Origin of the sequence: Brevibacillus sp. SAFN-007a (assembly GCF_051967035.1) — a bacterium.
GTDB lineage: Bacteria > Bacillota > Bacilli > Brevibacillales > Brevibacillaceae > Brevibacillus.
The window spans coordinates 1-23459 of the sequence record NZ_JBQCKK010000033.1 but is presented as its reverse complement, the minus strand read 5'-3'; the positions used below and the strand labels follow the sequence as shown (position 1 = coordinate 23459).

The 23459-nt window shown below is 51.7% G+C and carries 23 protein-coding genes, 3 tRNA genes and 1 pseudogene; 18 read left to right on the top strand and 9 right to left on the bottom strand.

Annotated elements, in window-relative coordinates; genetic code table 11:
• Position 1: 1 nt before the first annotated feature.
• The 4 genes from ACTHO6_RS20470 to ACTHO6_RS20455 all read left to right on the top strand — a co-directional run bounded on the left by ACTHO6_RS20470 (position 2) and on the right by ACTHO6_RS20455 (position 2441).
• Positions 2-77 (top strand) — tRNA-Gly (locus ACTHO6_RS20470).
• Between the two features lie 20 nt (positions 78-97).
• A tRNA-Cys gene (locus tag ACTHO6_RS20465) sits at positions 98-171 on the top strand.
• Between the two features lie 8 nt (positions 172-179).
• Positions 180-261: transfer RNA gene (locus ACTHO6_RS20460), tRNA-Leu, on the top strand.
• 434 nt (positions 262-695) lie between these two features.
• Positions 696-2441 carry an ABC transporter ATP-binding protein gene (locus ACTHO6_RS20455; RefSeq protein WP_440243620.1) on the top strand — a complete coding sequence of 582 codons (1746 nt, stop codon included), beginning with the start codon at positions 696-698 and terminating at the stop codon, positions 2439-2441.
• A gap of 104 nt (positions 2442-2545) precedes the next feature.
• Here the strand turns inward: ACTHO6_RS20455 and ACTHO6_RS20450 are convergent, their stop codons facing one another.
• From ACTHO6_RS20450 to tnpA, 7 genes and pseudogenes are all read right to left on the bottom strand, one after another.
• The gene (locus ACTHO6_RS20450; protein WP_440243618.1) at positions 2546-3007 is read right to left on the bottom strand and encodes a hypothetical protein; all 462 of its coding nucleotides are present in this window, start codon (positions 3005-3007) and stop codon (positions 2546-2548) included.
• Between the two features lie 74 nt (positions 3008-3081).
• On the bottom strand, positions 3082-4155 hold the full coding sequence (locus ACTHO6_RS20445; RefSeq protein ID WP_440243616.1) for a hypothetical protein: 1074 nt from the start codon (positions 4153-4155) through the stop codon (positions 3082-3084).
• A gap of 583 nt (positions 4156-4738) precedes the next feature.
• Positions 4739-5892 (bottom strand): annotated as a pseudogene (gene tnpC, locus ACTHO6_RS20440) (IS66 family transposase).
• 22 nt (positions 5893-5914) lie between these two features.
• Positions 5915-6310, bottom strand: a complete 396-nt coding sequence (locus tag ACTHO6_RS20435) for a transposase domain-containing protein (protein WP_440243614.1) — start codon at positions 6308-6310, stop codon at positions 5915-5917.
• A 69-nt stretch (positions 6311-6379) separates the two neighbouring features.
• Positions 6380-6601 (bottom strand): IS66 family insertion sequence element accessory protein TnpB, encoded by a 222-nt coding sequence (tnpB, locus tag ACTHO6_RS20430; protein ID WP_440243612.1) that lies wholly within the window; start codon positions 6599-6601, stop codon positions 6380-6382.
• On the bottom strand, positions 6520-6729 hold the full coding sequence (tnpB, locus tag ACTHO6_RS20425; protein ID WP_440243610.1) for an IS66 family insertion sequence element accessory protein TnpB: 210 nt from the start codon (positions 6727-6729) through the stop codon (positions 6520-6522). The genes tnpB (ACTHO6_RS20430) and tnpB (ACTHO6_RS20425) overlap by 82 nt, the downstream gene beginning before the upstream one ends.
• Complete coding sequence (gene tnpA / locus ACTHO6_RS20420) at positions 6723-7049, bottom strand: IS66 family insertion sequence element accessory protein TnpA (RefSeq protein WP_440243608.1); 327 nt, start codon at positions 7047-7049, stop codon at positions 6723-6725. Before tnpA ends, tnpB (ACTHO6_RS20425) begins: the two co-directional genes overlap by 7 nt.
• A gap of 285 nt (positions 7050-7334) precedes the next feature.
• On the opposite strand from tnpA, the gene ACTHO6_RS20415 reads away from it, so the two are divergent.
• The 4 genes from ACTHO6_RS20415 to ACTHO6_RS20400 all read left to right on the top strand — a co-directional run bounded on the left by ACTHO6_RS20415 (position 7335) and on the right by ACTHO6_RS20400 (position 11922).
• Positions 7335-8186: a helix-turn-helix domain-containing protein gene (locus ACTHO6_RS20415; protein WP_440243606.1), complete on the top strand. Its 852-nt coding sequence runs from the start codon at positions 7335-7337 to the stop codon at positions 8184-8186.
• 70 nt (positions 8187-8256) lie between these two features.
• A complete protein-coding gene (locus ACTHO6_RS20410; RefSeq protein ID WP_440243604.1) occupies positions 8257-9261 on the top strand; it encodes an ABC transporter substrate-binding protein in 1005 nt (334 codons plus the stop codon).
• 98 nt (positions 9262-9359) lie between these two features.
• Positions 9360-10409, top strand: coding sequence for an NAD(P)/FAD-dependent oxidoreductase (locus tag ACTHO6_RS20405; protein WP_440243602.1), 1050 nt, complete (start codon positions 9360-9362; stop codon positions 10407-10409).
• A gap of 181 nt (positions 10410-10590) precedes the next feature.
• The gene (locus tag ACTHO6_RS20400; RefSeq protein WP_440243600.1) at positions 10591-11922 is read left to right on the top strand and encodes a purine/pyrimidine permease; all 1332 of its coding nucleotides are present in this window, start codon (positions 10591-10593) and stop codon (positions 11920-11922) included.
• Between the two features lie 15 nt (positions 11923-11937).
• Here ACTHO6_RS20400 and ACTHO6_RS20395 read toward each other — a convergent pair whose 3' ends face one another.
• Positions 11938-12609, bottom strand: coding sequence for a B3/B4 domain-containing protein (locus tag ACTHO6_RS20395; protein WP_440243597.1), 672 nt, complete (start codon positions 12607-12609; stop codon positions 11938-11940).
• Between the two features lie 161 nt (positions 12610-12770).
• On the opposite strand from ACTHO6_RS20395, the gene rnhA reads away from it, so the two are divergent.
• From rnhA to ACTHO6_RS20375, 4 genes are all read left to right on the top strand, one after another.
• Positions 12771-13211 carry a ribonuclease HI gene (rnhA, locus tag ACTHO6_RS20390; RefSeq protein ID WP_007779986.1) on the top strand — a complete coding sequence of 147 codons (441 nt, stop codon included), beginning with the start codon at positions 12771-12773 and terminating at the stop codon, positions 13209-13211.
• A complete protein-coding gene (queG, locus tag ACTHO6_RS20385; protein WP_440243622.1) occupies positions 13211-14395 on the top strand; it encodes a tRNA epoxyqueuosine(34) reductase QueG in 1185 nt (394 codons plus the stop codon). Before rnhA ends, queG begins: the two co-directional genes overlap by 1 nt.
• A 39-nt stretch (positions 14396-14434) precedes the next feature.
• On the top strand, positions 14435-14983 hold the full coding sequence (locus ACTHO6_RS20380) for a methylated-DNA--[protein]-cysteine S-methyltransferase (protein WP_440243595.1): 549 nt from the start codon (positions 14435-14437) through the stop codon (positions 14981-14983).
• A 125-nt stretch (positions 14984-15108) separates the two neighbouring features.
• Positions 15109-16083, top strand: a complete 975-nt coding sequence (locus tag ACTHO6_RS20375; protein ID WP_440243593.1) for an amidase domain-containing protein — start codon at positions 15109-15111, stop codon at positions 16081-16083.
• Positions 16084-16089: 6 nt separating this feature from the next.
• Here ACTHO6_RS20375 and ACTHO6_RS20370 read toward each other — a convergent pair whose 3' ends face one another.
• The gene (locus ACTHO6_RS20370; RefSeq protein ID WP_440243591.1) at positions 16090-16359 is read right to left on the bottom strand and encodes a hypothetical protein; all 270 of its coding nucleotides are present in this window, start codon (positions 16357-16359) and stop codon (positions 16090-16092) included.
• Positions 16360-16536: 177 nt separating this feature from the next.
• Between ACTHO6_RS20370 and ACTHO6_RS20365 the strand changes: the two genes are divergently transcribed.
• The 6 genes from ACTHO6_RS20365 (at position 16537) to ACTHO6_RS20340 (ending at position 23091) form a co-directional block, all read left to right on the top strand.
• On the top strand, positions 16537-17007 hold the full coding sequence (locus ACTHO6_RS20365; RefSeq protein WP_440243589.1) for a tRNA (cytidine(34)-2'-O)-methyltransferase: 471 nt from the start codon (positions 16537-16539) through the stop codon (positions 17005-17007).
• A gap of 72 nt (positions 17008-17079) precedes the next feature.
• A complete protein-coding gene (locus tag ACTHO6_RS20360) occupies positions 17080-17808 on the top strand; it encodes an HAD family hydrolase (protein WP_440243587.1) in 729 nt (242 codons plus the stop codon).
• 603 nt (positions 17809-18411) lie between these two features.
• Positions 18412-20310, top strand: a complete 1899-nt coding sequence (locus ACTHO6_RS20355) for a PrkA family serine protein kinase (RefSeq protein ID WP_440243585.1) — start codon at positions 18412-18414, stop codon at positions 20308-20310.
• Between the two features lie 95 nt (positions 20311-20405).
• On the top strand, positions 20406-21563 hold the full coding sequence (gene yhbH / locus ACTHO6_RS20350) for a sporulation protein YhbH (protein ID WP_440243583.1): 1158 nt from the start codon (positions 20406-20408) through the stop codon (positions 21561-21563).
• A 218-nt stretch (positions 21564-21781) separates the two neighbouring features.
• A complete protein-coding gene (locus ACTHO6_RS20345) occupies positions 21782-22327 on the top strand; it encodes an NAD(P)H-dependent oxidoreductase (protein WP_440243581.1) in 546 nt (181 codons plus the stop codon).
• A 548-nt stretch (positions 22328-22875) separates the two neighbouring features.
• Positions 22876-23091 (top strand): hypothetical protein, encoded by a 216-nt coding sequence (locus tag ACTHO6_RS20340; RefSeq protein WP_440243579.1) that lies wholly within the window; start codon positions 22876-22878, stop codon positions 23089-23091.
• The last annotated feature ends 368 nt before the right edge of the window (positions 23092-23459 follow it).

The following is a 23459-nucleotide window of genomic DNA, read 5'->3' as shown; positions in this document are numbered from 1 at the left end:
TGCGGACGTAGCTCAATTGGTAGAGCGTCGCCTTGCCAAGGCGAAGGTCGCGGGTTCGAGACCCGTCGTCCGCTCCACTCATTCCTTTTCTATACTTGGAGGCATAGCCAAGGGGTAAGGCACGGGTCTGCAAAACCCTCATCCCCGGTTCAAATCCGGGTGCCTCCTCCAATTGAATTGCCGGTGTGGCGGAATGGCAGACGCGCGCGACTCAAAATCGTGAGGGAAACCGTGGGGGTTCAAGTCCCTTCACCGGCACCATTTATGAAATGAAGCTCTAAGGATGAACGATCCTTAGGGTTATTTTATTTGCTGAGAATCCAATGGATGAAAGATCGCTATCGCTCCAGCTTCGGGAACGATGGATTCGACAGTTTGGCCAAGTCGTTCTTTTGAAAATGAGAATCATTATCTATAATAGTAAACGAGAAACGAAAATTTCACAAGAGATAAATTGCACGTTTTTTACGAGAAGAATAAGAACGCGAGTTGCCAAACATAGAGGGAACGTTACCAAGAATAAGCCACGACAAGAATAGGCCATTCTCTTTCCGGAGACACCTTGGTATACTATGGATGCAATTGAAAATCATTATTAGCAATGCGTTGGCAAAGCTGGTTGGCTGAACATGACCAGAAGCGATCGTATTCCGCAAAAGGAAGCGAGAGGCGACGCAAAAAGGGGGAGCCATGTATTGATTCGACGATTTTTCTCCTATTACCGCCCGTATAAATGGTTGTTTGTGCTTGATTTTGGCTGCGCAATCATTGCCGGTTTGCTGGAACTGGCGTTTCCGGTAGCGGTAAATGCTTTTATCGACGATTTGCTGCCGGGCGGGAAGTGGGGCACGATTTTGTGGGCTTCGCTCGGCCTGCTCGCCTTGTATGCCTTGAACACATTGCTTATGTACATCGTCAACTACTGGGGGCATATGCTGGGCATCAACATCGAGACGGATATGCGGCGCAAGCTGTTTTCGCATATTCAGAAGCTGTCGTTCCGGTTTTTTGACAATACGAAGACCGGGCATTTGATCGGTCGCTTGACAAACGATATGAACATGATTGGCGAAATGGCGCATCACGGACCGGAGGATTTGTTTATCGCGATCATGACGCTTGTCGGATCGTTTGCGCTCATGCTGTCCATCAACTGGCAGCTTGCGGTTATCACCTTCATCGTTGTGCCGGCCATCATCTGGGTCGTCGTGTACTTCAACAAAAAAATGACCCAGGCGATCCACCAACTGTTTCGCGATGTGGGCGACTTCAACGCTCGCATTGAAGACAGCGTGGGTGGCATCCGTGTCGTCAAGGCGTTTGCCAACGAGAAGCACGAGGAAGGGCAATTTGCTGTCAACAACGGGCGCTTTCGCCTGACCAAGCTCAGCTCCTACAAGCTGATTGCCAAAAACGGTTCGATCAGCTACATGATGATGCGTTTTGTCACTTTGTTTGTCATGGTGTGCGGAACCTGGTTCGTCATTCGCGAACAGCTTACGTACGGAGAATTTGTCGGCTTTTTGTTGCTGACGAACGTGTTTTTCCGTCCGATTGAGAAGATCAACGCCATTGTGGAAAGTTATCCGCAAGGCTTCGCAGGCTTCAAACGCTATACCGAATTGCTGGACACAGAGCCGGATGTGGCGGATGCTCCGGACGCAGTAGAAATGAAGCCGTTTCAGCGAGAGATTCGCTTCGACCAGGTTTCCTTCAGTTATGACGGAGAGAAAAAAGTGCTCCATCAGGTCGATCTGGTCATCCGCAAAGGGGAAATGATCGCCTTCGTCGGTCCGTCCGGTGCGGGCAAGACGACGCTGTGTAGCTTGCTGCCGCGGTTTTACGAGGTCGATAGCGGCTCGATCAGCATCGACGGCGTGGACATCCGCCAGTTGACGCAGGATTCGTTGCGCCGGCAGATCGGAATTGTGCAGCAGGATGTGTTCTTGTTTGCGGGGACGATTCGCGAAAACATTTTGTATGGAAAACTGGAGGCGAGCGAAGAGGAAATCTGGGAAGCGGCACGCCGAGCCCGACTCGATGATTTCATTCGCGCGCAGGAGCAAGGCATGGAGACGGTTATCGGGGAGCGCGGCGTGAAGCTGTCTGGCGGTCAAAAGCAGCGACTGGCGATTGCCCGCATGTTCCTGAAAAATCCGCCGATCCTGATTCTCGATGAAGCGACCTCGGCGCTGGATACGGAGACAGAGCTGGCGATTCAGCAATCGTTGGCAGAGCTGTCCAAAGGCCGGACGACGCTGGTAATCGCCCACAGGCTGGCGACGATTAAGGATGCAGACCGAATCGTCGTGGTGACGCAGGACGGCATCGTCGAGCAGGGGCATCATCGCGAGCTAGTCGACGCAGGCGGTGTGTACAGCCGTTTGTACCAGGCGCAGTTTGGGGCATGGAATGGCCTGGAGGCTGTCAGCAAGCCGTAAAAATTGCATACAGACGCAAAAAGGGAAGCAGCCGGCAAAGCTCCTTCCCCGTGTCCTTTTGCAACCGAAAAGACCCTGCTGATTCAGTAAGGGTCTTTTGGAGGTTATGACGCAGTATACTGTTTTAATGATCGCTTGACAAAGAAGCCAATATAAAAAGATAAGCACGATAAAAGGGTGCCATATAGGATGTAATGGATGCCAAAAATATAATAGGGAAGCTCTTCGCTTAGAAGGACAAACGGGTCTGCTGGAGAGAATACATACGCGAAACAGACAGGGAAAAGCTTTTCCAAAAGGAAGGAAGTAACTACGGTGGCAATAGCAACAGTATGAATATTTCGATTGTGAAAAAAATGTGCTCTCCAACCAAGAAGCAAAAACGGAACGCAATTGACAAGGGTGCCTAGAAATAGTCCAGATCCGTTTTTATCCCGATCAGTCGGCAAATCCGTGACGATTGTAAAGCTGTATACGCCGATAAGAAAGACAATCGCGTATAAAGAAACGTATATCATCCCTATTTCCACTAGCGTTCGTAACCATCCAGATTTTGTTTTCGTCATGAAAGTTTCTCCTCTCGCAAAGGAAAAATAAAGGTCTACAGTATGATTTTGCAGACCTTTATTTTTAAATGTAATCATTTGTAGAGAGTTTCCTTCTTCCAGTACAAACCAAATGCTGGTTGATCTTCAGTTTGCACTTCTACAGCAAAAACTTTATCATTTTTCATTATCTTTTTTAAGTCTTTTCCTTTAGCAGTACCTTCAATTTCAATAATACCCTTGAAGCTATAAGAAGCTTCTTTTTGAATGCTCTCTAAAACCTCTGGTTGAATTGTTTTTGTGCCGATAGTTACAATATTTTTTTCACTATCAATACCTCTGGCATACAATTCTGAAACCTCTAAATTATAATCGGAAACCAAATCGTAAAAACTGTCTATGCTCATAGGGTTCTTTAATGTAATCACAAATTGGTAATCATCGTTACTTTTGAACCTTTCCACTCTTTTGTTTACATTGTTTTTGTAGTTCTCTAAATCACCTTTCGTTTTGATTTTATCATATTCTCTATCCGCTAAAATTTCAGTATTCAAGACGAGAGCTTCTCTATTCGACACAGAAGAAGGAGTTGATAACTGGCTATATTTAAATACTCCGAGAAGCTCGGCTGTACCAGCAACAGTGTTGTAGTCCCCTCCTGGATAAATTGGTGCTACACTAATTGATGCATAAGAAGAAACCTTAGGATCATTCGTCGTATTTACCACACCAAAGCTACTAGTTACATAGTAATTCGTGTTAGCACTAATACTCCATTGGTCTCTAGATACTGCTTCTAATTCATCATCTTTTCCATCACCATTGTCATCTTCGTAATCATATTTAGGGTCGGGCAAATTTGTAGAAATGAAAGAGCCATCAAACCCATTTTTTGATTCGTCACGAAAATCATAAGTTGGGTAATAGCTTATATAACGCATCATCTCACTTTTCTGATTTGCACTATATTTGAAATCTATCCGTGCTGTAATTTTTGGATAAGATGAATCTTTAGTAACATTAAACGTTCCTGAGTAAGGCTTCCACCATATTGTTTTTTCATATGATCCATTATTTGACCATGTTGATGATGCGGCAAATACGGAAGTAGCTGAAAGACATATACTAAGTAATGCAGCTCCACTTAATAATCTTTTCTTAGATTTCATGAAAACATCTCCTATCTTCATTGGTTTGATGCAACAGATTGGTTTGGAATTCTTTTGATTATTATTTTATAGCAAAGTAATTGAAAAAAATGTCGAATTATGTAATTGATTGAAAAAATGAACGTTTAGTACTATTTTGTTCAATGGGATTTAAAGCGATTAAAGGATAATAGTCCTGTGATATGCACATTGTAGGTGCCTTTGTATATTTGTTGTTCTAGGAACGAATGTGGACTCCAGGGGGGCTTATATAAACCATCTCCTTTCCGGACTGACTCTTTCGGCGAACATATCTCGACTTTCGGAACCCTTTGGTATTTTACATAAGCGTGGTTAATTGGTGTATGAGGGGGAAACTAGGGCTGAAAGGGTGCTCGTATTGTTGAAAAAATTTTACCCTGCTTCAGGAATCTCTGTATTTCGTGATTGCCTGAAAATAGAGTTTCAAAAAATAGAGCCAATCTAGAATCTTTATGTTTAATGACTTTAATATTTGGAATTGAATGGGGAGTAATCGCGATAGCTACGTAAGCGTAAAATAGCCCCCACCTTGTCATTAAGATGAGGGCTAGGATAGCTCGGATTAAGATTTAAACACCCGGCAAGTCAACGGCAGTGACGGCGACCATGGCAGCAGGCTGTCCAGCGCCTCCGGATTTTTCGGATCTGGAAGCTGCGGAAGCTGTTCGAACAGATACGTCAGGTATTTGAATGGGTTGAGGTGGTTCTCCTTCGCTGTTTCGATCACGCTGTAGATGACCGCGCTGGCCTTTGCGCCACGAGGCGTATTGGCAAACAGCCAATTCTTTCTTCCGATAACAAAAGGCTTAGTCGCCCGCTCGCTGCGGTTGTTGTCGATCTCCAATCGTCCGTCCTTCAAGAACGCTGTTAGCTTATCCCATTGATTCAGGCTATACGCGATGGCTTGTCCAACCGCGCTCTTGGGCAACGCGCGAGACCGCTGCTGACGCAACCATGTCAAATAAGCATCCAGAACGGGGCGGCTTCGCTCCAGTCGGATGGTATAACGATCTTCCGGTATAGCGTCCTTCAACTCTCGCTCAATGGCAAAAAACTGATTGCAGAACGCAAGCCCCTGATGAGCTACTGTTTCGATTTTGTTCTGTGAAGCAGGCAGCGCCTTCAATGCCTCATCGAATTTACGGCGCGCATACGCCCAGCACCCGACCAGTGTCACGTTGGCTACCTTGTGGTAGCCAGGAAACCATCCACGTGCAGATAGCCGCTGAATCCCGCCAAAAACTTCCGAGGATGTTCGCCGCCGCGTGTTGGTCGGTAGTCATACAGAACAATGGGCGGACCTATGCGGCCTGTTCGGTACAGCCACAAATACGATTGCGTCTCTGCCGACTTGCCTGGCTCGCGTAAGACCTGCAGCGTCGTTTCATCGGCATGCAGGATGTCCTGGTTTAGCAGATGTTCGTGCATTCGATCTGTTAGCAGCGTAAGCCACTGATCCGCGCCGTGGATCATCCAATTCGCGAGCGTTTGCCGTGAGATCGTCAGACCCAACCGCGCAAACTGCTGCTCCTGACGGTACAACGGTTGACTGTCCACGTACTTCTGACTCATGACATACGCGATGATGGATGGGGATGCCAGACTTCCTGGATAGACTGGCTTCGGCATCGGAGCTGTGACGATTGGGGTACGAATTTCCTCGCGTTCGCATCGGCGGCAGGCATACCCCCGACGCACATGCCGCACGACTTTCACTTCCGCTGGAATGATCGTGATTTCATTTCTCGTCTCCGTGCTCATTCATGAAACACTCCACCACAGCATACGCAAACTTGCTCGGCCTCCGGCAGCTCATAGGTAACCGTCTCGACCGGGAATTGTTCGAGCTTGGCCTGACGGCCAGCAGACTTTTTCTGCTGTAGGTGACTGTTTCCACATCCGGCTCCTGAGTGGCGGGCGTCACCAGCATCTCGGCTTCATTGAACAGGTTCAGCTCGAACTGATCCGGATGAGTCTTCTCGCTGGAAGCGCCGAAACACTTCTGCTGGGCGAGCCGAAACTGTTCTTCGTACCATTTCAGCTTGGCCGTCAGTTCGGCAATTTGCGCATCCTGTTTGGCGATGGTGGCAGCGTAATCTTCAGTTGTAGGAGGGATTTCTGCGCGATTTTTCATACCCTACCTATTCGCGGAAGAGGCGCTGATTCCTACCGCCAAGTAGGGCGAAATCGCAAATGATTGCGATTAGATGACCGTTTGCGCTGTGACTTGCAGATGCGCTTGCCGTTGACTGAGCGAAAGTCCGTCAAGCAGCCAGCGAAGCTCGCGGTTAGAGACGGTTACCGGGTCTGTGCTGTCGGTTGGCCATTGAAACGTTCCGCGTTTCAGGCGGCGGTAGAATAACCAGAAACCGTTATGCTCCCAGTACAGAATTTTGAGCTTGTTGCGGTCACGATTGCAGAACACAGGCACGGGGAGAAGGGGGCGAGCCGAAAGGCTTCTTGTACGAGCACGGCTAACCCGTCGATAGACTTGCGCAAATCCGTTGAACCGCAAGCGAGATAAACACGCTGAACGCTTGACAGCGTCAGCATGGCGTTTCGAGGGCTTGCACGATTTTGCGGAACAAGTGAGGATCGAAGCCTGAACGAATCTCAACGCTGGCTTGTCCAATACGGACGACAAGTGATGAAACGGAGGCGTCGGGCTGATTTGTAACCGTAAGTGGCACAAAACGGGAAGAAATAGCAGGCGTGACAGAAGCAGAGTCTTCTTTCGTTTTGCGAAGCCAATATTTCAGTTGCTCTTTCGAGAAGTGGTTGGCGGTGCACCACGCAGTCATAGTGAGGCCACTGGATCGATAGTCCGCGATGCGCGTTACCCATTCGCGACGACGTTGTTCTCTCGTGGTCATAAGGCAACCTCCTAAAATTGGTTGCCTTCATTTTGTCATGGTTGTAATGCATCTTGAAGGTGGGCTAAGTTTGACGCTTACATAGCTACTATGTTTTGCTCGTGCTATAGCCGACAACCAGGCATCAGCCATGCGAGGAAAAGAAGGAAAGAGAAAAACAATAAGATTGATTCTCAATATCAATATAAGTATGATTAAGGTATGTGACTGCAACGGGACTCGTCCCAGCGGACGCGGGCGATGAGCGCATGGAGCAACGGCGCTTGATGGCAGGAGGTGTGTGAAATGAAGATGGACATCAACAAACTTGCCGAACATTTTTCGCGTACCTCTTTTCACGTGGAACAAGTCTGTCGCTATGTGCGCGATCCGGGCATGAGCTGCGATGACTATACGGAGCCGTTTCCTGGCTTTGTTTTTCCACTGAGAGGCAAAGCCGAGTTTGAGTTCAGTGGAACGTCCTATACGCTTTCGCCGGGACATGTCGTGCACGGCGGTGCCCGTATGCCATTGAATCGGCGGGTTCTGGGCAACGCCAAATGGGAGTATTTGCTCGTGCTATACCGGGTCTGCGCGCCCGAGCCTTCCGGATTCTCTTTGAGCAGAGCGCATTTTCAGCTCACTCCGGGACAAAGCCCGCGCCTGATGGAGCTGCTTGAGCTTCTCTGGCGCTCCTCAAGGGAACCAGGCGGGATTTCTGCCTTTCAGACAGAAACGTTGTTCCGCTGCGTTCTGGAGGAACTGTTCGTTTGTGTACGCAACCAGAACAGCGATGGGGAGCAGGCACTGTTCGAGCAAGTATCCCGCTACATACATGAGCATTACATGGATGGGCTTAGTGTACGAGCGTTGGCGGAGCAAAACGACATCAACGAAAATCGCTTGTTCTACGTCTTCAAAAAATACGCGGGCATGGGCCCGGGCAAGTATTTGATGGCTTATCGGCTGAATCGGGCGAAGGAATGCCTGTTGGCGAACGACGCGCCGATCGGCGAGGTGGCGAAAAGCGTCGGTTATGCAGACGCGTTGTATTTCAGCCGTATGTTTAAAAAACAGGTGGGCGTGTCTCCGGCCGAATTTCGGGCACGATTCAGGAAAAATCCATATGGAATTCAGGATGGCTCCATTCCTCTCTAAAATGCGTTTTGCTAAACTGACCGTAGCTTAGTTGGTCAAGCAAAACTCAAGTTACATCGGAGGAGTCAGAATGAAAACACTCATGAGACTATTCGTCACCCTCGCGCTTTTGGCGGGGATGTTAGCGGGTTGCGCCGGAGCGCCGGAGTCTACCCATAGTTCCGCAGCAAACCGTGCAACACCAGCCAAAGAGGAAAGCACCACCGCCGAAAAGGCCGATCAGGAAACGGGGAAATGGCCGAGAACGTATGTAGACGCTCTCGGACGCGAGATTGTACTGGAAAAGAAACCGGAGAAAGTAGCCCTCTTGTTTTTCCGCAATTTTGAGCATCTGTTTTTACTGGATGAAGCTCCTGTAGCGGCCACAGACCTGGATGTTTTGCAGGAGTGGGAATCGCTTGCTCCGTACAAGGACAAACAGATCGTCGATATCGGCTCCATGACGAGCCCGAACCTGGAAAAGCTGCTGGAAGTCGGCCCTGACCTCATCATCATGGTTTCGGGGCGATATGGAAGCTACGGCGACAAGCTGGAGAAAATCGCTCCGGTCGTAACGGTGGACAGCAATGAAAACAACTGGCAAGGTGCGCTGCGCGAGTACGGAAAAATTTTCGGCAAGGAACAAAAGGCCGAGGATGAAATCAAACGGATCGAAACGCTGATTGCCGATTCCAAAGAACAGCTGAAAGCGTTCAGCGACAAAACGTTCGGCGTGATTATGCTGGGTGACAAGCAGTTCTGGGGCTTTACCACGCAGTTTGTATTCAACAAGGAAAGCGGCCTTGGGCTGAACCCGCCGAGCAAATACGTAGACATGTCGACGAAAGGGGAGCAGATTTCCCTGGAAGGACTGGCGGCGATGAACCCGGACTACATGTTTGTCGCCGATATCGGCGGCTCGTCCAAAAAGCTGCAAGGCTATCTGAAAAATCTGGAGAGCGACTCTGCCTGGAACTCGCTTCAAGCGATCAAGAACGGGCATATGTACGCGCTGGACAGCTCGATTGCCGCGGGCGGACCATTGGGAATCGAGCTTGGAGTGAAAACGATCGTAAAAAATATGTTGGCCAAATAAAATGCGCCGCTGATCCAGCAGCCGCCTCTGTGCAATTGTACAGGGGCCCTGTTGCTGCGTGCGCCCATGATGGATGGGAGTAAAGGAGAGATACACGGATGACGAACGAAGAATTGTATGACGTCACGATTATCGGCGGAGGGCCTGCTGGGCTGTTCGCATCATTTTACAGCGGTTTGCGAGAAATGAAGACGAAGCTGATCGAATATCAGCCAAGGCTGGGCGGGAAAGTCCACGTCTATCCCGAAAAAATGATTTGGGACGTCGGCGGCTTGACGCCAACACTGGGCGAAAAGCTGATTGAGCAGCTCGTTCAGCAAGGATTGACCTTCGATCCAACCGTCGTTTTGGGGCAAAAAGTGGAGCGGATCGAGCGGGATGAGACAGGCGTGTTCGTTTTGCACACGTCGGCAGGCGAGAAGCATTATAGCAAAACCGTCATTTTGGCCATTGGCGGAGGGATTTTGGAGCCGCAACGCATTGACTTGGAAGGCGCGGAAAAGTTTGAAGTATCCAATCTCAGTTATACCGTCAAGTCGCTGCGGCGCTTCAAGGACAAAACCGTCATCATCTCGGGCGGTGGAAACTCTGCGGTCGATTGGGCCAATGAGCTGGAGCCGATTGCCAAAAAAGTGTATGTGACGTATCGAAAAGAAGCGCTGTCCGGGCACGAAGCACAAGTGACGCAACTGTTGAAAAGCTCCGCCACATGCTTCTTCAACACGACGATCACGAAGCTGATTGCCGCTTCCAACCAGGAAAAAATTGAGCGGGTCGAGCTGACCAACCACGTGACGGGCGAAGTGCAGGAGTTGGCGATTGACGAAGTGATTATCAATCACGGCTACGAACGCGACAGGTCGCTTCTGGATAACAGCCAGGTAAAGCTGGAGATGGCGAACGAATACTTCCTGGTTGGCAAGTCAAACGGCGCTACATCCGAGCCGGGGATTTTCGCGGCGGGAGATATCATCTCGTATGAAGGAAAAGTGCATCTGATTGCCGGCGCCTTTCACGACGCAGCAAATGCTGTCAATCAAGCCAAGCTGTACATTCAGCCGGAAGCGCATGCCAGCGGAATGGTTTCGTCCCATAATGAAATTTTCCAGGAAAGAAATCGTGAGCTGATTAAGCAGATGATTAAATAAAGACAGTTTCATCCGGTCGGTGTCGCATCGACAGCCGGAGCACAAGGGGTGAGAAGTTCTCGGTAGAGAGTTTCTTGCCCCTTTGCCTGTTTGCCGAAAAAGCGGATGATGATATTCTGAATGGGAGACTTTTCGTTGCCTGGCTTATGATGGAGTGGCGGAAGAAAAAGAGGTGGACAGTTTGAAATACGGATTATACGACCGGCCTCCGGTGGGCACGAGCGTGCTCTCGGCCCTGCAATGGATGATTGTCGCTGTCTCCAGCAGCGTTGCGGTTCCGTTGATGATCGGGGACGTGTATGGATTACAGGCAGAAGAGATCGGCAATCTGATGCAGCAGACGATGTTTTTCATCGGGCTGGCTTCGCTTTTGCAGGTATGGATCGGGCACCGCTATCCGATGCTGGAAGGACCGGCCGGATTGTGGTGGGGCATTTTTATCATTTTGGCGCAGCTCGGTACGAGCGCCGGGCTGCATCCGCGCGAGATCGGGCAATCGTTTCAGCTCGGGATGGCGCTGGCTGGCCTGTTGTTTATCGGCTTCGGCATGTTGGGCTGGATCGGCAAGCTGCAAAGATGGTTTACTCCGCTTGTATCCGGCACGTATATGATTTTGCTGGCGATCTCGTTGTGCAGCAATATTTTGACCGGAATGCTCGGGATTGGCTTTCAACATTCCAAAGAGGTGCAGCCGGGCGTAGCGCTCGTTTCTGTGGGGATCGTGGCGCTGGTCGTCTGGATGATGCGGACCAAGCGCTTTTCCAGTTTTGCTGTCCTGTTTGGGATGGTGGGCGGCTGGGTGCTTTACGCCGTGTTGGGCTGGACCGAACCTGTGCGCCCGGCGGAGCAACTGATTTCCTGGCCGAGCTTCTTTTTCTGGGGAGCGCCGCGCTGGGATTGGGGTGTTGTTTTGACCAGCATGCTGACCGGATTTGTCCTGCTGACGAACCTGGTAACCAGCACGGTGGTGATGGGGAAAGCGACAGAGACCGTACCGACCGATTCGCAGTACAACCGTGGCGGAATCTTCACAGGGGTGTCTCACCTGCTTTCCGGTTTGAGCGGCGTCGTGGGGATGATCCCGCTTTCGCTGGCTGCCGCTGTGATCCGGACGACGCGCATGGCGTCGCGCCGGCCTTTCATGCTCGCAATGGTCGGGATGATGCTGATTGGCCTGCTCCCGACCGTTGCCCATTTTCTGGCGGCATTGCCGACTCCCGTTGCCTATGCAGCGATGTTCATTTCCTACACGCAACTGCTCGGGTTCGGCTTGAAGGATTACGCCACGGTCGACATGGACGATCGGGCCATCACCGTCGGGGGCAGCTCGCTATTGATCGGGATTGGCGTCATGTTTGTTCCGGCAGCCGCCTGGCAGAAGCTGCCTGCCCTCGTCAGCTTTTTGTTCGGAAACGGTCTGCTGCTTGGGGTACTGGTTTGTTTGCTCTTGGAGCATGTTGTTTTTCGCAAGCCAACTGACAGTCAGACAGAAAAAGACGGCCACGCTGCATGACGGGCCGTCTTTTTTTCAAGGCGAGACGATGGCGGTGTGTGTCAGTTCGCCGCCGTTGATTTCAGTAAACATGCGGCCAACGGAGCCGAGAATTTCGTCCTTTTTCTCCGCGGAAAGCTGCTCGTGGAAAAAGATGACTTGCAGCAGGTCCCGGCTCTGCTCCGTCACACAAGTGCGCTTGGAATCGACGATGGGACTGCCGAAGGCTCCCTGTCCGTCCGCGAGCAGCAGCTTTCCTTCCATGTGAACCTCGCGGCCGTTCAAGCCTTCGTATACGTCCGTTTCCCGGCCCAGACGGCAAGTGACGTCGCCAGTCAGCTGTTGCCGATCGTAGATTCCAAAGGGAAGGGCATACAGGACGGAGAAGAAGTTGTTGACGTCTACGGCGCTGTTAATCCAGAAAAACGGATTGCCCTGCAAGAGCCGACGCAGCAGCGCCTCGGATGACGGGCGATAGCGGGACGGATCGATTCCCGCTTTTTTGAAAGCGGCGCGCCATTCGCGGATGCCTTCGATCTCGGCCAGGCGGGACAGCTCGTGCTCCAGGCGCAAGCCTTCCACAAAGTAGTTGATGCGGCCTTGCAGCATTTTCGGTGAGTCGCTGACGGAAACGCCGTCGTATTGCAAAACGCCGAGAGAAACAGCGGGGAGGCGGTCCGTCACGGTAGAGTCGAGCTGTACATTCATCGTGAATCACTCCTTCTATGAAAAATTCGTTGGCGAATGACGAGCGATGTTTGTCAGCGCTTGGAACAGGAAAGATTTCTCAAGTAGTATAGCAAAATATTTTTGTGGAAGCGACTAAGCTTCGATACAATAGAGAGAACAGAGGAGGTTTCGAACAGACGATGACAATGCGTGAAGTAGAGATTTATACAGACGGCGCCTGCTCTGGGAATCCCGGCCCCGGCGGCTGGGGGGCTGTCCTCATGTACGGCCAGCACATCAAGGAGATGTCCGGCGCCGAACCGCATACAACGAACAACCGCATGGAGCTGCTCGCGCCGATCAAGGCGCTGTCCACCTTGAAAGAGCCCTGCAAGGTGACTTTGTACAGCGACAGCGCGTATTTGGTCAACTGCTTCAAGCAAGGCTGGTACAAGGGCTGGCTGAAAAACGGCTGGAAGAACAGCAAAGGCCAGCAGGTAGAAAATCAGGACTTGTGGAAGGAATTGCTTCGGCTGATGGATATTCATCAAGTAGAGTACGTCAAGGTCAAAGGACATGCCGACAACAAGTGGAACAACCGCTGTGACGAGTTGGCGACAGGAGCGATCAAACAGCTGTGATGGACGAGCAAGACTTGCGTTACTGGGAGCAGACGAAGCAGTCCATTATTGCGTACGCCAAGAAAATCGGCATCGACAAGATCGGCTTTGCCAGCGCCGACCCTTTTTTGACGCTCAAGGAGCGATTGATCGAGCATCGGGAAAAGGGATACGAGTCCGGTTTTGAAGAGCCCGATCTGGAAAAGCGGACCAATCCCGGCCTGCTGCTGGAAGGCGCGCGCTCCTTGATCTCGATTGCGCTGGCGTATCCATCCAAGCTGGAGAATCCGCCCAAGTCCGAGCCTGGCGCGTATCGGGGCATTTTATGCCGGGCTGCTTGGGGAATCGATTACCATCATGTACTGCGCGACAAGCTGGACAAGCTCGGCACATTCATTCAGGAGCTTGTGCCGGGGGCAAAAATCGAGTCAATGGTAGATACGGGGGCGCTGTCTGATCGGGCAGTCGCCGAACGGGCGGGCGTAGGGTTCGTCGGCAAAAACTGCTCCGTGATTACGCCCGAGTTCGGTTCGTGGGTCTATCTGGGCGAGCTGTTGACGAATTTGCCCTTGCCGATTGACCATCCGATCGAAGAAGGCTGCGGCGATTGCAACATATGCGTTGCCGCCTGTCCGACCGGAGCGCTTGTGCAGGGAGGCCAGTTGAACGCGCAGCGCTGTATCGCATTTTTGACTCAGGTGAAGGATTTCATCCCGGACGAATTTCGCGGAAAAATCGGCAATCGGCTGTACGGCTGCGATACTTGCCAAACCGTCTGTCCGAAAAACCGCCGGATTAACGCCAATCACCATCCCGAGTTTCAGCCTGATCCCGAGATCGCCAAGCCGCTCTTGATTCCGCTTTTGGAGATGAGCAACAAGGAGTTCAAGGAAAAATTCGGCCTGTCTTCTTCATCGTGGCGCGGCAAAAAGCCGATCCAGCGCAACGCGATTCTGGCCCTGGCTCACTTCAAGGATCGCACCGCTGTTCCTCATCTCGCCCGCCTGCTTGCGAACGACCCTCGTCCGGTCATTCGCGGCACGGCCGCCTGGGCGCTGGGGAAAATCGGGGGAGCTGATGCCGAAGCGGCGCTTCTGAAGGCGCGGGAGACCGAGCAGGTGGCAGAGGTGCAGGACGAGATTGCAAAGGGAATGAAGCTGTTGGCGGAGCAAGGGGCGAAGGGAGAACAGCGGAAGCAGCATTAATCGCGAATCTACCATATCAGACGAGAGGGAGGTTTTACGATGGCGAAGGAAGTAGGCTACACCGCAATCGAATCGCCGATTGGGCCGCTGCTGCTTGCATCGACCGAGGACGGCTTGTGCTATATCGACTTTGCGAACGAGGAAGAAGGGATGCCGCGTCTCGTTCGCTGGTGCAAAAAGACGTTTCTCGGGGTCACTCTGGCGAAAAACGAAGTGATCAACGAACAGGCCAAGCTGGAGCTTGCCCAGTATTTTGCCGGCGAACGAACAGCATTTGACGTTCCTATCGTCCTGTACGGCACTCCTTTTCAAAAAGCGGTGTGGAAGGAGCTCGCGAATATCCCGTACGGCGAGACTCGCTCCTACAAGGAGATTGCGATCGCCATCGGATCGGCCAAAGCAGTCCGGGCAATTGGCGGCGCGAACAACCGCAATCCGATCCCGGTCATTATTCCTTGCCACCGGGTTGTCGGTGCAAACGGTGCGCTCGTCGGCTATGGGGGCGGGCTGCCCATCAAAGAATATTTGCTTTCGCACGAAAAAGGGCCGCTTTTTGCCCGCGCTACCTCCAACCAAGCTGTCCGCTAGCCGGATGGCTTTTCTTTTCTTCTGAATGCTGTGCGCGTGACATATTCTTTTGGGGAGATGCCGGGCGAAAAGGCAGGGAAAGACCTGTCCAGAGCATAGGACGCCGGAAAGAGGAGGAGCGGAAGATGGAATGGCGCGCGTTTGTTCAACGGTACTTCGATGCTGTGCATCAAACGATTCTGGATGGACAATACCGACGGCTGCTGCCTTTTTATCGGGAGCAAAAGCCGCTATGGCAACAAGAATGGGTTCGCATCGCGCGCGCCTATCAGCAAATGCGGAAGCGGGGAGCGGCGCTTCACGGAGCGAGCGGCCGGGTCCAGCCCGTCTGTTGGCTGGAGACGGAAGCTGCCATCGACATCACGGTGGTCTGGACGGGGGAGAGCCGGTATCTTCTGAAAGGCCGGCCGTATGAAGAGGCGAGCAGTCGGATGCTTCAACTTCGCTTGGATAAAGCGGTAGGCCAGTGGGCGATTGTCGGCACAAGAGAGCAGCGAGGGGATCAGAAAAGCGGTGGGGAGGAGGAAAGGGAACGGCAAAGCAACACGTCTGCGACAACCGTTGAAGATGCAGCCTCGCAGCCGTTGCTCGTCGTCCACGGCGCGGGCGGCTACCAGCCGGAAAAAGCCGTCGCTTATGCAGAACGGTACTGGAATGCGACGAATCCCGCTTATCCGCGCTTTACCGACGATTGCACCAACTTTATTTCGCAATGCCTCCATGCCGGTGGAATTCCCATGCTGATGTCCAAGGAAAGGGGCAAAGGCTGGTGGATTCGCACGGGAAAAAGCGCGGACTGGAGCTACAGCTGGACGGTCGCGCACAGCTTGTACCTGCTGCTGAAATCAGGCGGTCCGCCCATGCGCGCTGTCGCCAAAAAATCGGCTGCCGAGTTGGTTCCGGGAGATATCATTTGCTACGACTTTAACGGTGACGGACGTGTTCAGCATACCACAATCGTGGTTGCCATGGACGCGAACCAAATGCCGCTTGTCAACGCCCACACGACAGACAGCAGCATGCGGTACTGGGCGTATGAGGACTCGACCGCCTATACGCCCCGTATTCGCTATGCGTTTTATCATATCCGCGGGATGTAGGGCGCTTTACGGATGGTATTGATGCCTGGAGAGCGGTTCAGCCCAAGGAGAAGCCAAGGAGAAGCGGAGAACGAACCGGGCGACGCCGATGAATGCGAGCAGGTCGGCAAAGCTGTGCGGCTTTTTTTCCAACAGGAGAAGCGCGGGAAAGACAGGCAGGAAGCTCCACAAGCTCCACGATGCCACACCCCTCTGGATGGACAAGCAGGCCGTTGCCCGTCCCCTGGCAGCCACGGCTGGATCGGTCATAGCGGAAGGGCGGTCATGTCGCACCATGTCCTCATTGCGCTGATTCAGACGACACGCGTGAGCCTCCATGGTGTTGGCGAGCGAGATGCCGCAGTTTGCTGCATGTTGCAGGCACTGGCTCGATGGTCATGGTGCGGTTTGTTTATGTATAATAGAAGAGGTTTCAAGGATCCAAGTCCGTCTTAGACAAGGAGTTTTGCTGATATGCCGCTACATATTGTTTTGCACGAGCCGCTCATTCCTGCCAATACAGGAAATATCGCCCGTTCCTGCGCAGCGACAGGCGCTCATTTGCATTTGATTCACCCGCTTGGCTTTTCGACAGAGGATCGGTATTTGAAGCGGGCTGGCCTCGATTACTGGCACGCGGTGAACATCCATCATTACGAGAGCTTCGAGCATTTTGCCGCGGCGCAAGGAGAGGGAGCAGGCACGTTTTACTTCGTGGAGACATGGGGCGAGAAGCTGTATACCGATGTGTCCTTTCGCGACGGCGACTACATTATTTTGGGCAAGGAGACCACCGGATTGCCGGAGGAGCTGACGGAGAGGTATCGGGAGCAAACGATTCGCATTCCGATGAGCGGAGCCACCCGCTCCGTCAACTTGTCCAACTGTGCAGCGATCGTTCTGTTTGAAGGTTTGCGCCAGCTAGGGTTTCCGGGGCTGAAATAGAGCATGATGCACGCCGCCTGTGGTTGCAGCAGGCAACGGGCAGGGCGGCGATGAAAAAGGGAGAGAACGCAAATGACTGTAAACACGATCCTGTTTGACCTGGACGGAACGCTCCTGGAGATGCAGACCGAGCCTTTTGTCAAAAACTATCTGGTCGAGGTAGGCCGCCATGTTGGCGACAAGTACGATACGGAAAAGCTCCTGAAGCTGATTTGGGACGCAACCAAGGCGATGATCGTGAGCGAGGAGCCGGAAAAGACGAATGAGCAGGTGTTTATCGAGTATTTTACCGCTCACAGCGAATGGGATCGCGAAGAGGTGTGGCCGTTGTTCGATTCCTTTTACCGCGATGTGTTTCCGACGCTATCGCATCTGGCCTATCCGTCGCCTTGGGGCAAAAAACTGGTGGATGCGGCCAAGGCACAAGGCTATCGAGTTGCGGTTGCCACCAATCCGGTCTTTCCGCGCGACGCCATTCTCCATCGGCTGGCCTGGATCGGGTTGCGTGCAGACGATTTCGAACTGGTGACCGTTTATGAGGAATCCCATTATACGAAGCCCCATCCGAGCTACTTCGCGGAGATTTGCCAGAAGCTCGGGGTAGAGCCGACTCATTGCATCATGGTCGGCAACCATATGCAGGAAGATATGGTCGCCTCCACGCTGGGGATGAAGACGTTTCTCGTCACCAACTGGATGGAAGACCGCGGCGAGCCACAGTATCCGGTCGATCAGCGCGGCACTTTGGAGGAATTGTACCAGGCGATTACGGAGCGGACAGGCGTGTTTGCAAAAGCATAGCGCGCTCAACCAAAAAGCTTCCATGAAAAAAGCAGGTTGCCCGAAACAGGCAGCCTGCTTTTTTTCTGGGAGCGCCGTGCTGAAACCAGCAAATGGCCCTTTGCTTGTCCTTACAGATTCCAGGTCTTGTCCTCGTTGTAGCCTGCTGTCAGGATGAAAAACAGAAAAGCTGCGAAGACCAACGCGACGATAAACGTACCCATGTTGGACAGCTCCTTTCGTAACCAAACTACTCCCATTATAGCGTAGCCTGCCCACTTTGCAAACGGATTAACGCTTGCGCATCCCAGGATGCCAAGACAGTTTTTGCTGTTCGATCGAACGCCTGAGGAAAGCGCCGATCACGTCGGAACGAGGAGACTTCTCCGCTCTGTCCTATTCCATGTAGGAAAAGAAAATTCGCTGCTTGTGCATGATTTTTGTGGCAAGATTGCCGAAACTTGTGCTCATGTCTCGCATACACATAGGTAAAGGCTTGATGAAGCCTGGTGGCAACCGAAGAAAACGGGTTCCACGCGAATGCGTGAACGCAGGCAGACATATACATGAGAGTACACGGTCGTAAGGGAAGAGAGAGGGGCTTATGAGGGAGGAGTGTCGAATATGGACATTTTAAAACGGATCGCTGAGCACCGGGCCCGAGAAGAAAACCTGATGTGGAGAGGGACTTTCGCCGAATATCTACAGTTGGTACGCAAAAATCCGCAAATCGCCCAGACGGCTCATTCACGCGTCTACAACATGATTAAAAGTGCTGGTGTCGAGGAAAGCGAGGATGGCACACGCTCGTATCAATTTTTCAGCCGGGAAATTTTCGGTCTGGATCGTTCCATTGAACGTCTGGTTGAGGAGTATTTTCACTCGGCAGCACGTCGTCTTGACGTCCGCAAACGCATTTTGCTCTTGATGGGTCCGGTCAGCGGCGGTAAATCCACACTCGTTACCATGCTCAAACGAGGACTGGAGGAGTATTCCCGCACGGAAGAAGGCGCCGTCTACGCGCTCGAAGGCTGCCCGATGCAGGAAGAGCCGTTGCATCTGATCCCGCATGAGCTGCGTCCGGAAATTGAGGAAGAGCTGGGCATCAAAATCGAGGGAGAGCTTACTCCTTACAACCGCATGAGATTGGAGACGGAATACGGCGGACGCATCGAAGACTTCCCGGTTTGCCGCATTCTTTTCTCCGAAGCGAACCGTGTCGGGATTGGTACATTCAGCCCCTCTGATCCCAAGTCGCAGGACATTGCCGATTTGACTGGCAGCATCGACTTTTCTACGATTACCAAGTACGGTTCCGAGTCCGATCCCCGCGCCTATCGTTTTGACGGGGAACTGAACAAGGCAAACCGTGGCTTGATGGAGTTCCAGGAAATGCTCAAGTGCGACGAAAAATTCCTCTGGCATCTCTTGTCACTTACCCAGGAAGGAAACTTCAAGGCAGGCCGTTTTGCCTTGATCTCTGCGGATGAGCTGATTGTGGCTCACACGAACGAATCCGAGTACAAAGCCTTCATTGCCAACAAGAAAAACGAAGCGTTGCAATCCCGGATTATCGTCATGCCGATGCCGTATAACCTGCGCGTCAGCGACGAAGAAAAAATTTATGCGAAATTAATCAAACAATCCGATCTCGGACATGTGCATATTGCTCCGCATGCCCTGCGATCAGCTGCCATTTTCTCTATTCTTACTCGTTTGAAGGAATCGAAAAAGCAAGGAGCCGATTTGCTCAAGAAAATGCGTCTGTACGATGGCGAATCGGTGGAAGGGTTCAAGGGTGCCGATCTGGAAGAGCTGCGCAACGAGCATGCCGATGAGGGCATGGCCGGGATTGACCCGCGCTACGTCATCAACCGCATCTCCAGCGCGCTGATCCGCCGCGACACCGAGTGCATCAATGCGCTGGATATTCTCCGCGCGCTGAAGGAAGGCTTCGACCAGCATCCGTCGATTACGAAGGAGCAGCGGGAGCGCTACATGAACTTCATCTCCAGCGCTCGCAAGGAATACGACGAGCTGGCGAAAAAAGAAGTGCAGAAAGCGTTTGTCTACAGCTACGAAGAGTCGGCGAAAACGCTCATGGATAACTATCTCGACAACGTGGAAGCGTATTGCAACATGAACAAAATTCGCGACCCCGTCACCGGCGAGGAGATGGATCCGGATGAGCGCCTGATGCGTTCCATCGAGGAGCAGATCGGCATTTCGGAAAACGCCAAGCGGGCATTCCGCGAAGAAATTCTCATCCGCATCTCGGCCTACGCGCGCAAAGGAAAGCGTTTTGACTACAGCACGCACGACCGACTGCGGGAAGCGATTGAGAAAAAGCTGTTCGCCGATCTCAAGGACGTCGTCAAGATCACGACCTCGAACAAAACGCCGGATGAGCATCAGCTGAAAAAAATCAACGAGGTGACAAAGCGTCTCATCGAAGAGCACAACTACTGCCCGGTTTGCGCCAATGAACTGCTCCGTTACGTGGGAAGCCTGCTGAATCGGTAAAGAGCCGTTTTGCACAGACCTGACAAAAGCGCACGACGCTTGATCCCGCACATCATATTCGGCGCAGATTGCGCCAGTTGCTAGGAGGAGACGGCATGGAAGATGTACCATCGTTCATTGTCTCCCGGGAAGACTGGTCGCTGCACCGCAAAGGGTACCAGGACCAAAATCGACACCAGGAAAAAGTGAAAGAAGCGATCAAAAAAAACCTGCCCGATCTCGTCAGCGAAGAAAATATCATCATGTCAAACGGTCGGGAAGTTATCAAGATCCCCATTCGCTCCCTGGATGAATACCGATTGCGTTTTAACTTCCAAAAGGGAAAACATGGCGGTCAAGGCAAAGGGAACAGCAAGGTAGGAGATGTCATCGCCAAGGACGGCGATCAGGCGCAAGGGCCGGGCAAAGGCCAGGGCGCCGGCGATCAGCCGGGAGTGGATTACTACGAGGCGGAAATCAGCGTCGAGGAATTGCAGGAGATGCTGTTCGCCGAGCTGGAGCTGCCGAACTTGCAGCGCAAGGACGAGGACCAGATTGTGATTGAGGAGACGCGCTTCAACGATGTCCGCAAAAAAGGGCTGATGGGCAACATCGACAAAAAGCGGACCTTGATCGCCGCGATCCGCCGCAACGCCCTTGCCGGCTACAGCGATCTGGAGCTGGGCATCACGGAGGACGACCTGCGTTTCAAGACGTGGGAGGAAATCATTAAGCCGCATTCCAACGCAGTCATTATTGCCATGATGGATACTTCAGGCAGTATGGGCGTCTTCGAAAAGTACATCGCCCGCAGCTTTTTCTTCTGGATGGTTCGTTTCCTGCGCACGAAGTACGAAAAGGTGGAGATCGTCTTCATCGCGCACCATACAGATGCGAAGGAAGTAACGGAGGATACGTTTTTCTCGAAAGGCGAGAGCGGGGGAACGATATGTTCCTCCGCCTACAAAAAAGCGCTGGAGATCATCGACAGCCGCTATCCGTCGTCCCAGTACAACATTTACCCGTTCCACTTTTCCGACGGCGACAACCTGACATCCGACAACGAGCGCTGCGTGAAGCTGGTCAAAGAGCTCATGGAGAGGTGCAACATGTTCGGATATGGTGAGGTTAATCAGTATAACAGGCATTCGACCCTCATGTCAGCGTATCGCCACATCAAGGAGCCGAAGTTCCTGCATTGCGTGATTCGGGAAAAGGGCGAGGTGTATAAGGCGCTCCGGACGTTTTTTGGGAAGAAGGAAGCGGTGACGTGAGGACGCGTCAGTGGTAGGGAAGTAGAGCATATGGAGAGCCAGCTTCATCCTGTAATGGGGGGATGGGGGTGGCTTTTTCTCCTTTTCGGGAATGCACGGAGGAGGTAGCGTCTGGAGTACGGAAAGGTGGATTTAACTTATAATTTGTAAGTTGACAACCAAAAGATAGTAAGGTAAGTTGTATGTGCAAACAATTTGTGAACAAAGGAGCATGTTCTGTGAAAACATTAGTCATTGTGGCTCATCCCCAGTTAAGCGAATCGCGCGTAAATAAAGCGTGGGTAGAAAGAATGAAGCAGGAAGCGGACGTAACGGTACACGACCTGTACGCCGCTTATCCCAACTTCGAAATCGATGTGGAAAAGGAGCAGCAGCTGGTCATGGAGCATGACCGGATCGTGTTTCAATTCCCGCTCTACTGGTACAGCACCCCTGCACTGTTGAAGCAGTGGCAGGATGTTGTGCTGACGTATGGCTGGGCGTACGGCTCCGAAGGAAACAAGCTGCACGACAAGGAATTTTTGCTGGCGATTTCCGCGGGAGGACCGGAGCAAGCCTACCAGCGGGATGGCTATAACTATTTCACCATCGCCGAACTGACGACGCCGCTGCAAGCCATGGCGAATTTGACGGGAATGAAGTACCTTGCGCCGTTCAAATTCCACGGTGTGATGCAGGCGTCGGAGGAACAGATCAAGCACAGCGCCGAAGAATACGTCAAGCATGCTTTACATCCTGCTCTGGCTACCGAAGGCGTGCGCTAACCTTCCGATTGACCGGGAAATAACACTCCAGCTGTTTTCCGGCACGGAAAACCGACTTCATTCGAAGGAATGGGGTCGGTTTTTTTTATTAGATGAATGCGCACAAGTCGGTTAAATCAATTATCACACTCTATCTGTTAGGTTTAATCGAAAGATGCTCTAGAATTTGGGCCAGATCCCTGCTTTGCCCCGGCAATGAAAGCGACTGTAGCAGATGACCAGGAACCGTAATAGTCAGGCTAGTCTCACCATGACGCTCCTTTTCATGCCCACTTCGCCCCTACTTCAGATAGAGCAGAAGAAACATGATATGCCCGTTATAGAGGTAATCTTGACCTAAAGATTTTCAAAAAAGTTTCCTATTCCGAATCCTATAATGAACATAAGCAAAAAACCGATAAAGAGCAGCTAGAGTATGAAAAAAGGTACTCGGATGCCCGAAATAACCGTAATCTTTTAAAAGACAGTAAAGGAAACAAATCTGTAATACCATATAAATGATTCTCCTAATGTCTGAGCATGTTACAATAATTTGGAGGTTTTTGTTGATGAATACCTTATTTGATGAAAAATGTGAACATTGTAATAAAATTGTTAGTCCTGGGGAAATTGAATTATTAGATGACCGCAAGTGCTCAATACTTACTGAAGATGAAACCTATAAAATTTGTGAATACTGCATTGGGGAAATTGAAGCAGAAAAGGATGAATACGAGGAAATTCAGTATTGGAATGAATGGGTCAACAAGAAAAGAATAAGCTAGATTAATCAATAATAGAGATTAATAGTACAACAAGTTCACCTTTTATGTAGAGGTGGGTTTCTTCTTCAGCCTAAGTTTCCTTTTCGCTGACGTACGCCTATTTGGTGATGGCTGTGAACGGAAAAGAGAAGGTACGCAGCTATCACGTGGTTGGTTGCCAAGACGGTGCAAAGGGGCTGTTGGCGGAAGTTTAGAAGGAAAGCGCGTTTTAAGCTGGCGGATGGACTAAGAAGAGAAACGCAGACAGAACGGAAAACCGACTTCATTCGAAAGGAATGGGGTCGGTTTTTTTTATATAACGAAAACCCCCAGTTTGACTGGGGGTTCAGGAAAGCTTATAGCTATGAGTAGCCATCCCTTGCCCCCAG

What these genes read in the sequence shown, in the direction of transcription:
- ACTHO6_RS20370 (WP_440243591.1), bottom strand. Translation starts at nt 16,359, where the DNA reads ATGGTGCGACATGACCGCCCTTCCGCTATGACCGATCCAGCCGTGGCT.
- queG (WP_440243622.1), top strand. Translation starts at nt 13,211, where the DNA reads ATGGACGAGCAAGACTTGCGTTACTGGGAGCAGACGAAGCAGTCCATT.
- ACTHO6_RS20340 (WP_440243579.1), top strand. Translation starts at nt 22,876, where the DNA reads ATGAATACCTTATTTGATGAAAAATGTGAACATTGTAATAAAATTGTT.
- ACTHO6_RS20360 (WP_440243587.1), top strand. Translation starts at nt 17,080, where the DNA reads ATGACTGTAAACACGATCCTGTTTGACCTGGACGGAACGCTCCTGGAG.
- tnpA (WP_440243608.1), bottom strand. Translation starts at nt 7,049, where the DNA reads ATGACCACGAGAGAACAACGTCGTCGCGAATGGGTAACGCGCATCGCG.
- ACTHO6_RS20410 (WP_440243604.1), top strand. Translation starts at nt 8,257, where the DNA reads ATGAAAACACTCATGAGACTATTCGTCACCCTCGCGCTTTTGGCGGGG.
- ACTHO6_RS20435 (WP_440243614.1), bottom strand. Translation starts at nt 6,310, where the DNA reads ATGAAAAATCGCGCAGAAATCCCTCCTACAACTGAAGATTACGCTGCC.
- ACTHO6_RS20445 (WP_440243616.1), bottom strand. Translation starts at nt 4,155, where the DNA reads ATGAAATCTAAGAAAAGATTATTAAGTGGAGCTGCATTACTTAGTATA.
- ACTHO6_RS20405 (WP_440243602.1), top strand. Translation starts at nt 9,360, where the DNA reads ATGACGAACGAAGAATTGTATGACGTCACGATTATCGGCGGAGGGCCT.
- ACTHO6_RS20380 (WP_440243595.1), top strand. Translation starts at nt 14,435, where the DNA reads ATGGCGAAGGAAGTAGGCTACACCGCAATCGAATCGCCGATTGGGCCG.
- ACTHO6_RS20375 (WP_440243593.1), top strand. Translation starts at nt 15,109, where the DNA reads ATGGAATGGCGCGCGTTTGTTCAACGGTACTTCGATGCTGTGCATCAA.
- ACTHO6_RS20355 (WP_440243585.1), top strand. Translation starts at nt 18,412, where the DNA reads ATGGACATTTTAAAACGGATCGCTGAGCACCGGGCCCGAGAAGAAAAC.
- ACTHO6_RS20450 (WP_440243618.1), bottom strand. Translation starts at nt 3,007, where the DNA reads ATGACGAAAACAAAATCTGGATGGTTACGAACGCTAGTGGAAATAGGG.
- ACTHO6_RS20395 (WP_440243597.1), bottom strand. Translation starts at nt 12,609, where the DNA reads ATGAATGTACAGCTCGACTCTACCGTGACGGACCGCCTCCCCGCTGTT.
- ACTHO6_RS20365 (WP_440243589.1), top strand. Translation starts at nt 16,537, where the DNA reads ATGCCGCTACATATTGTTTTGCACGAGCCGCTCATTCCTGCCAATACA.
- rnhA (WP_007779986.1), top strand. Translation starts at nt 12,771, where the DNA reads ATGACAATGCGTGAAGTAGAGATTTATACAGACGGCGCCTGCTCTGGG.
- yhbH (WP_440243583.1), top strand. Translation starts at nt 20,406, where the DNA reads ATGGAAGATGTACCATCGTTCATTGTCTCCCGGGAAGACTGGTCGCTG.
- ACTHO6_RS20415 (WP_440243606.1), top strand. Translation starts at nt 7,335, where the DNA reads ATGAAGATGGACATCAACAAACTTGCCGAACATTTTTCGCGTACCTCT.
- tnpB (WP_440243610.1), bottom strand. Translation starts at nt 6,729, where the DNA reads ATGCTGACGCTGTCAAGCGTTCAGCGTGTTTATCTCGCTTGCGGTTCA.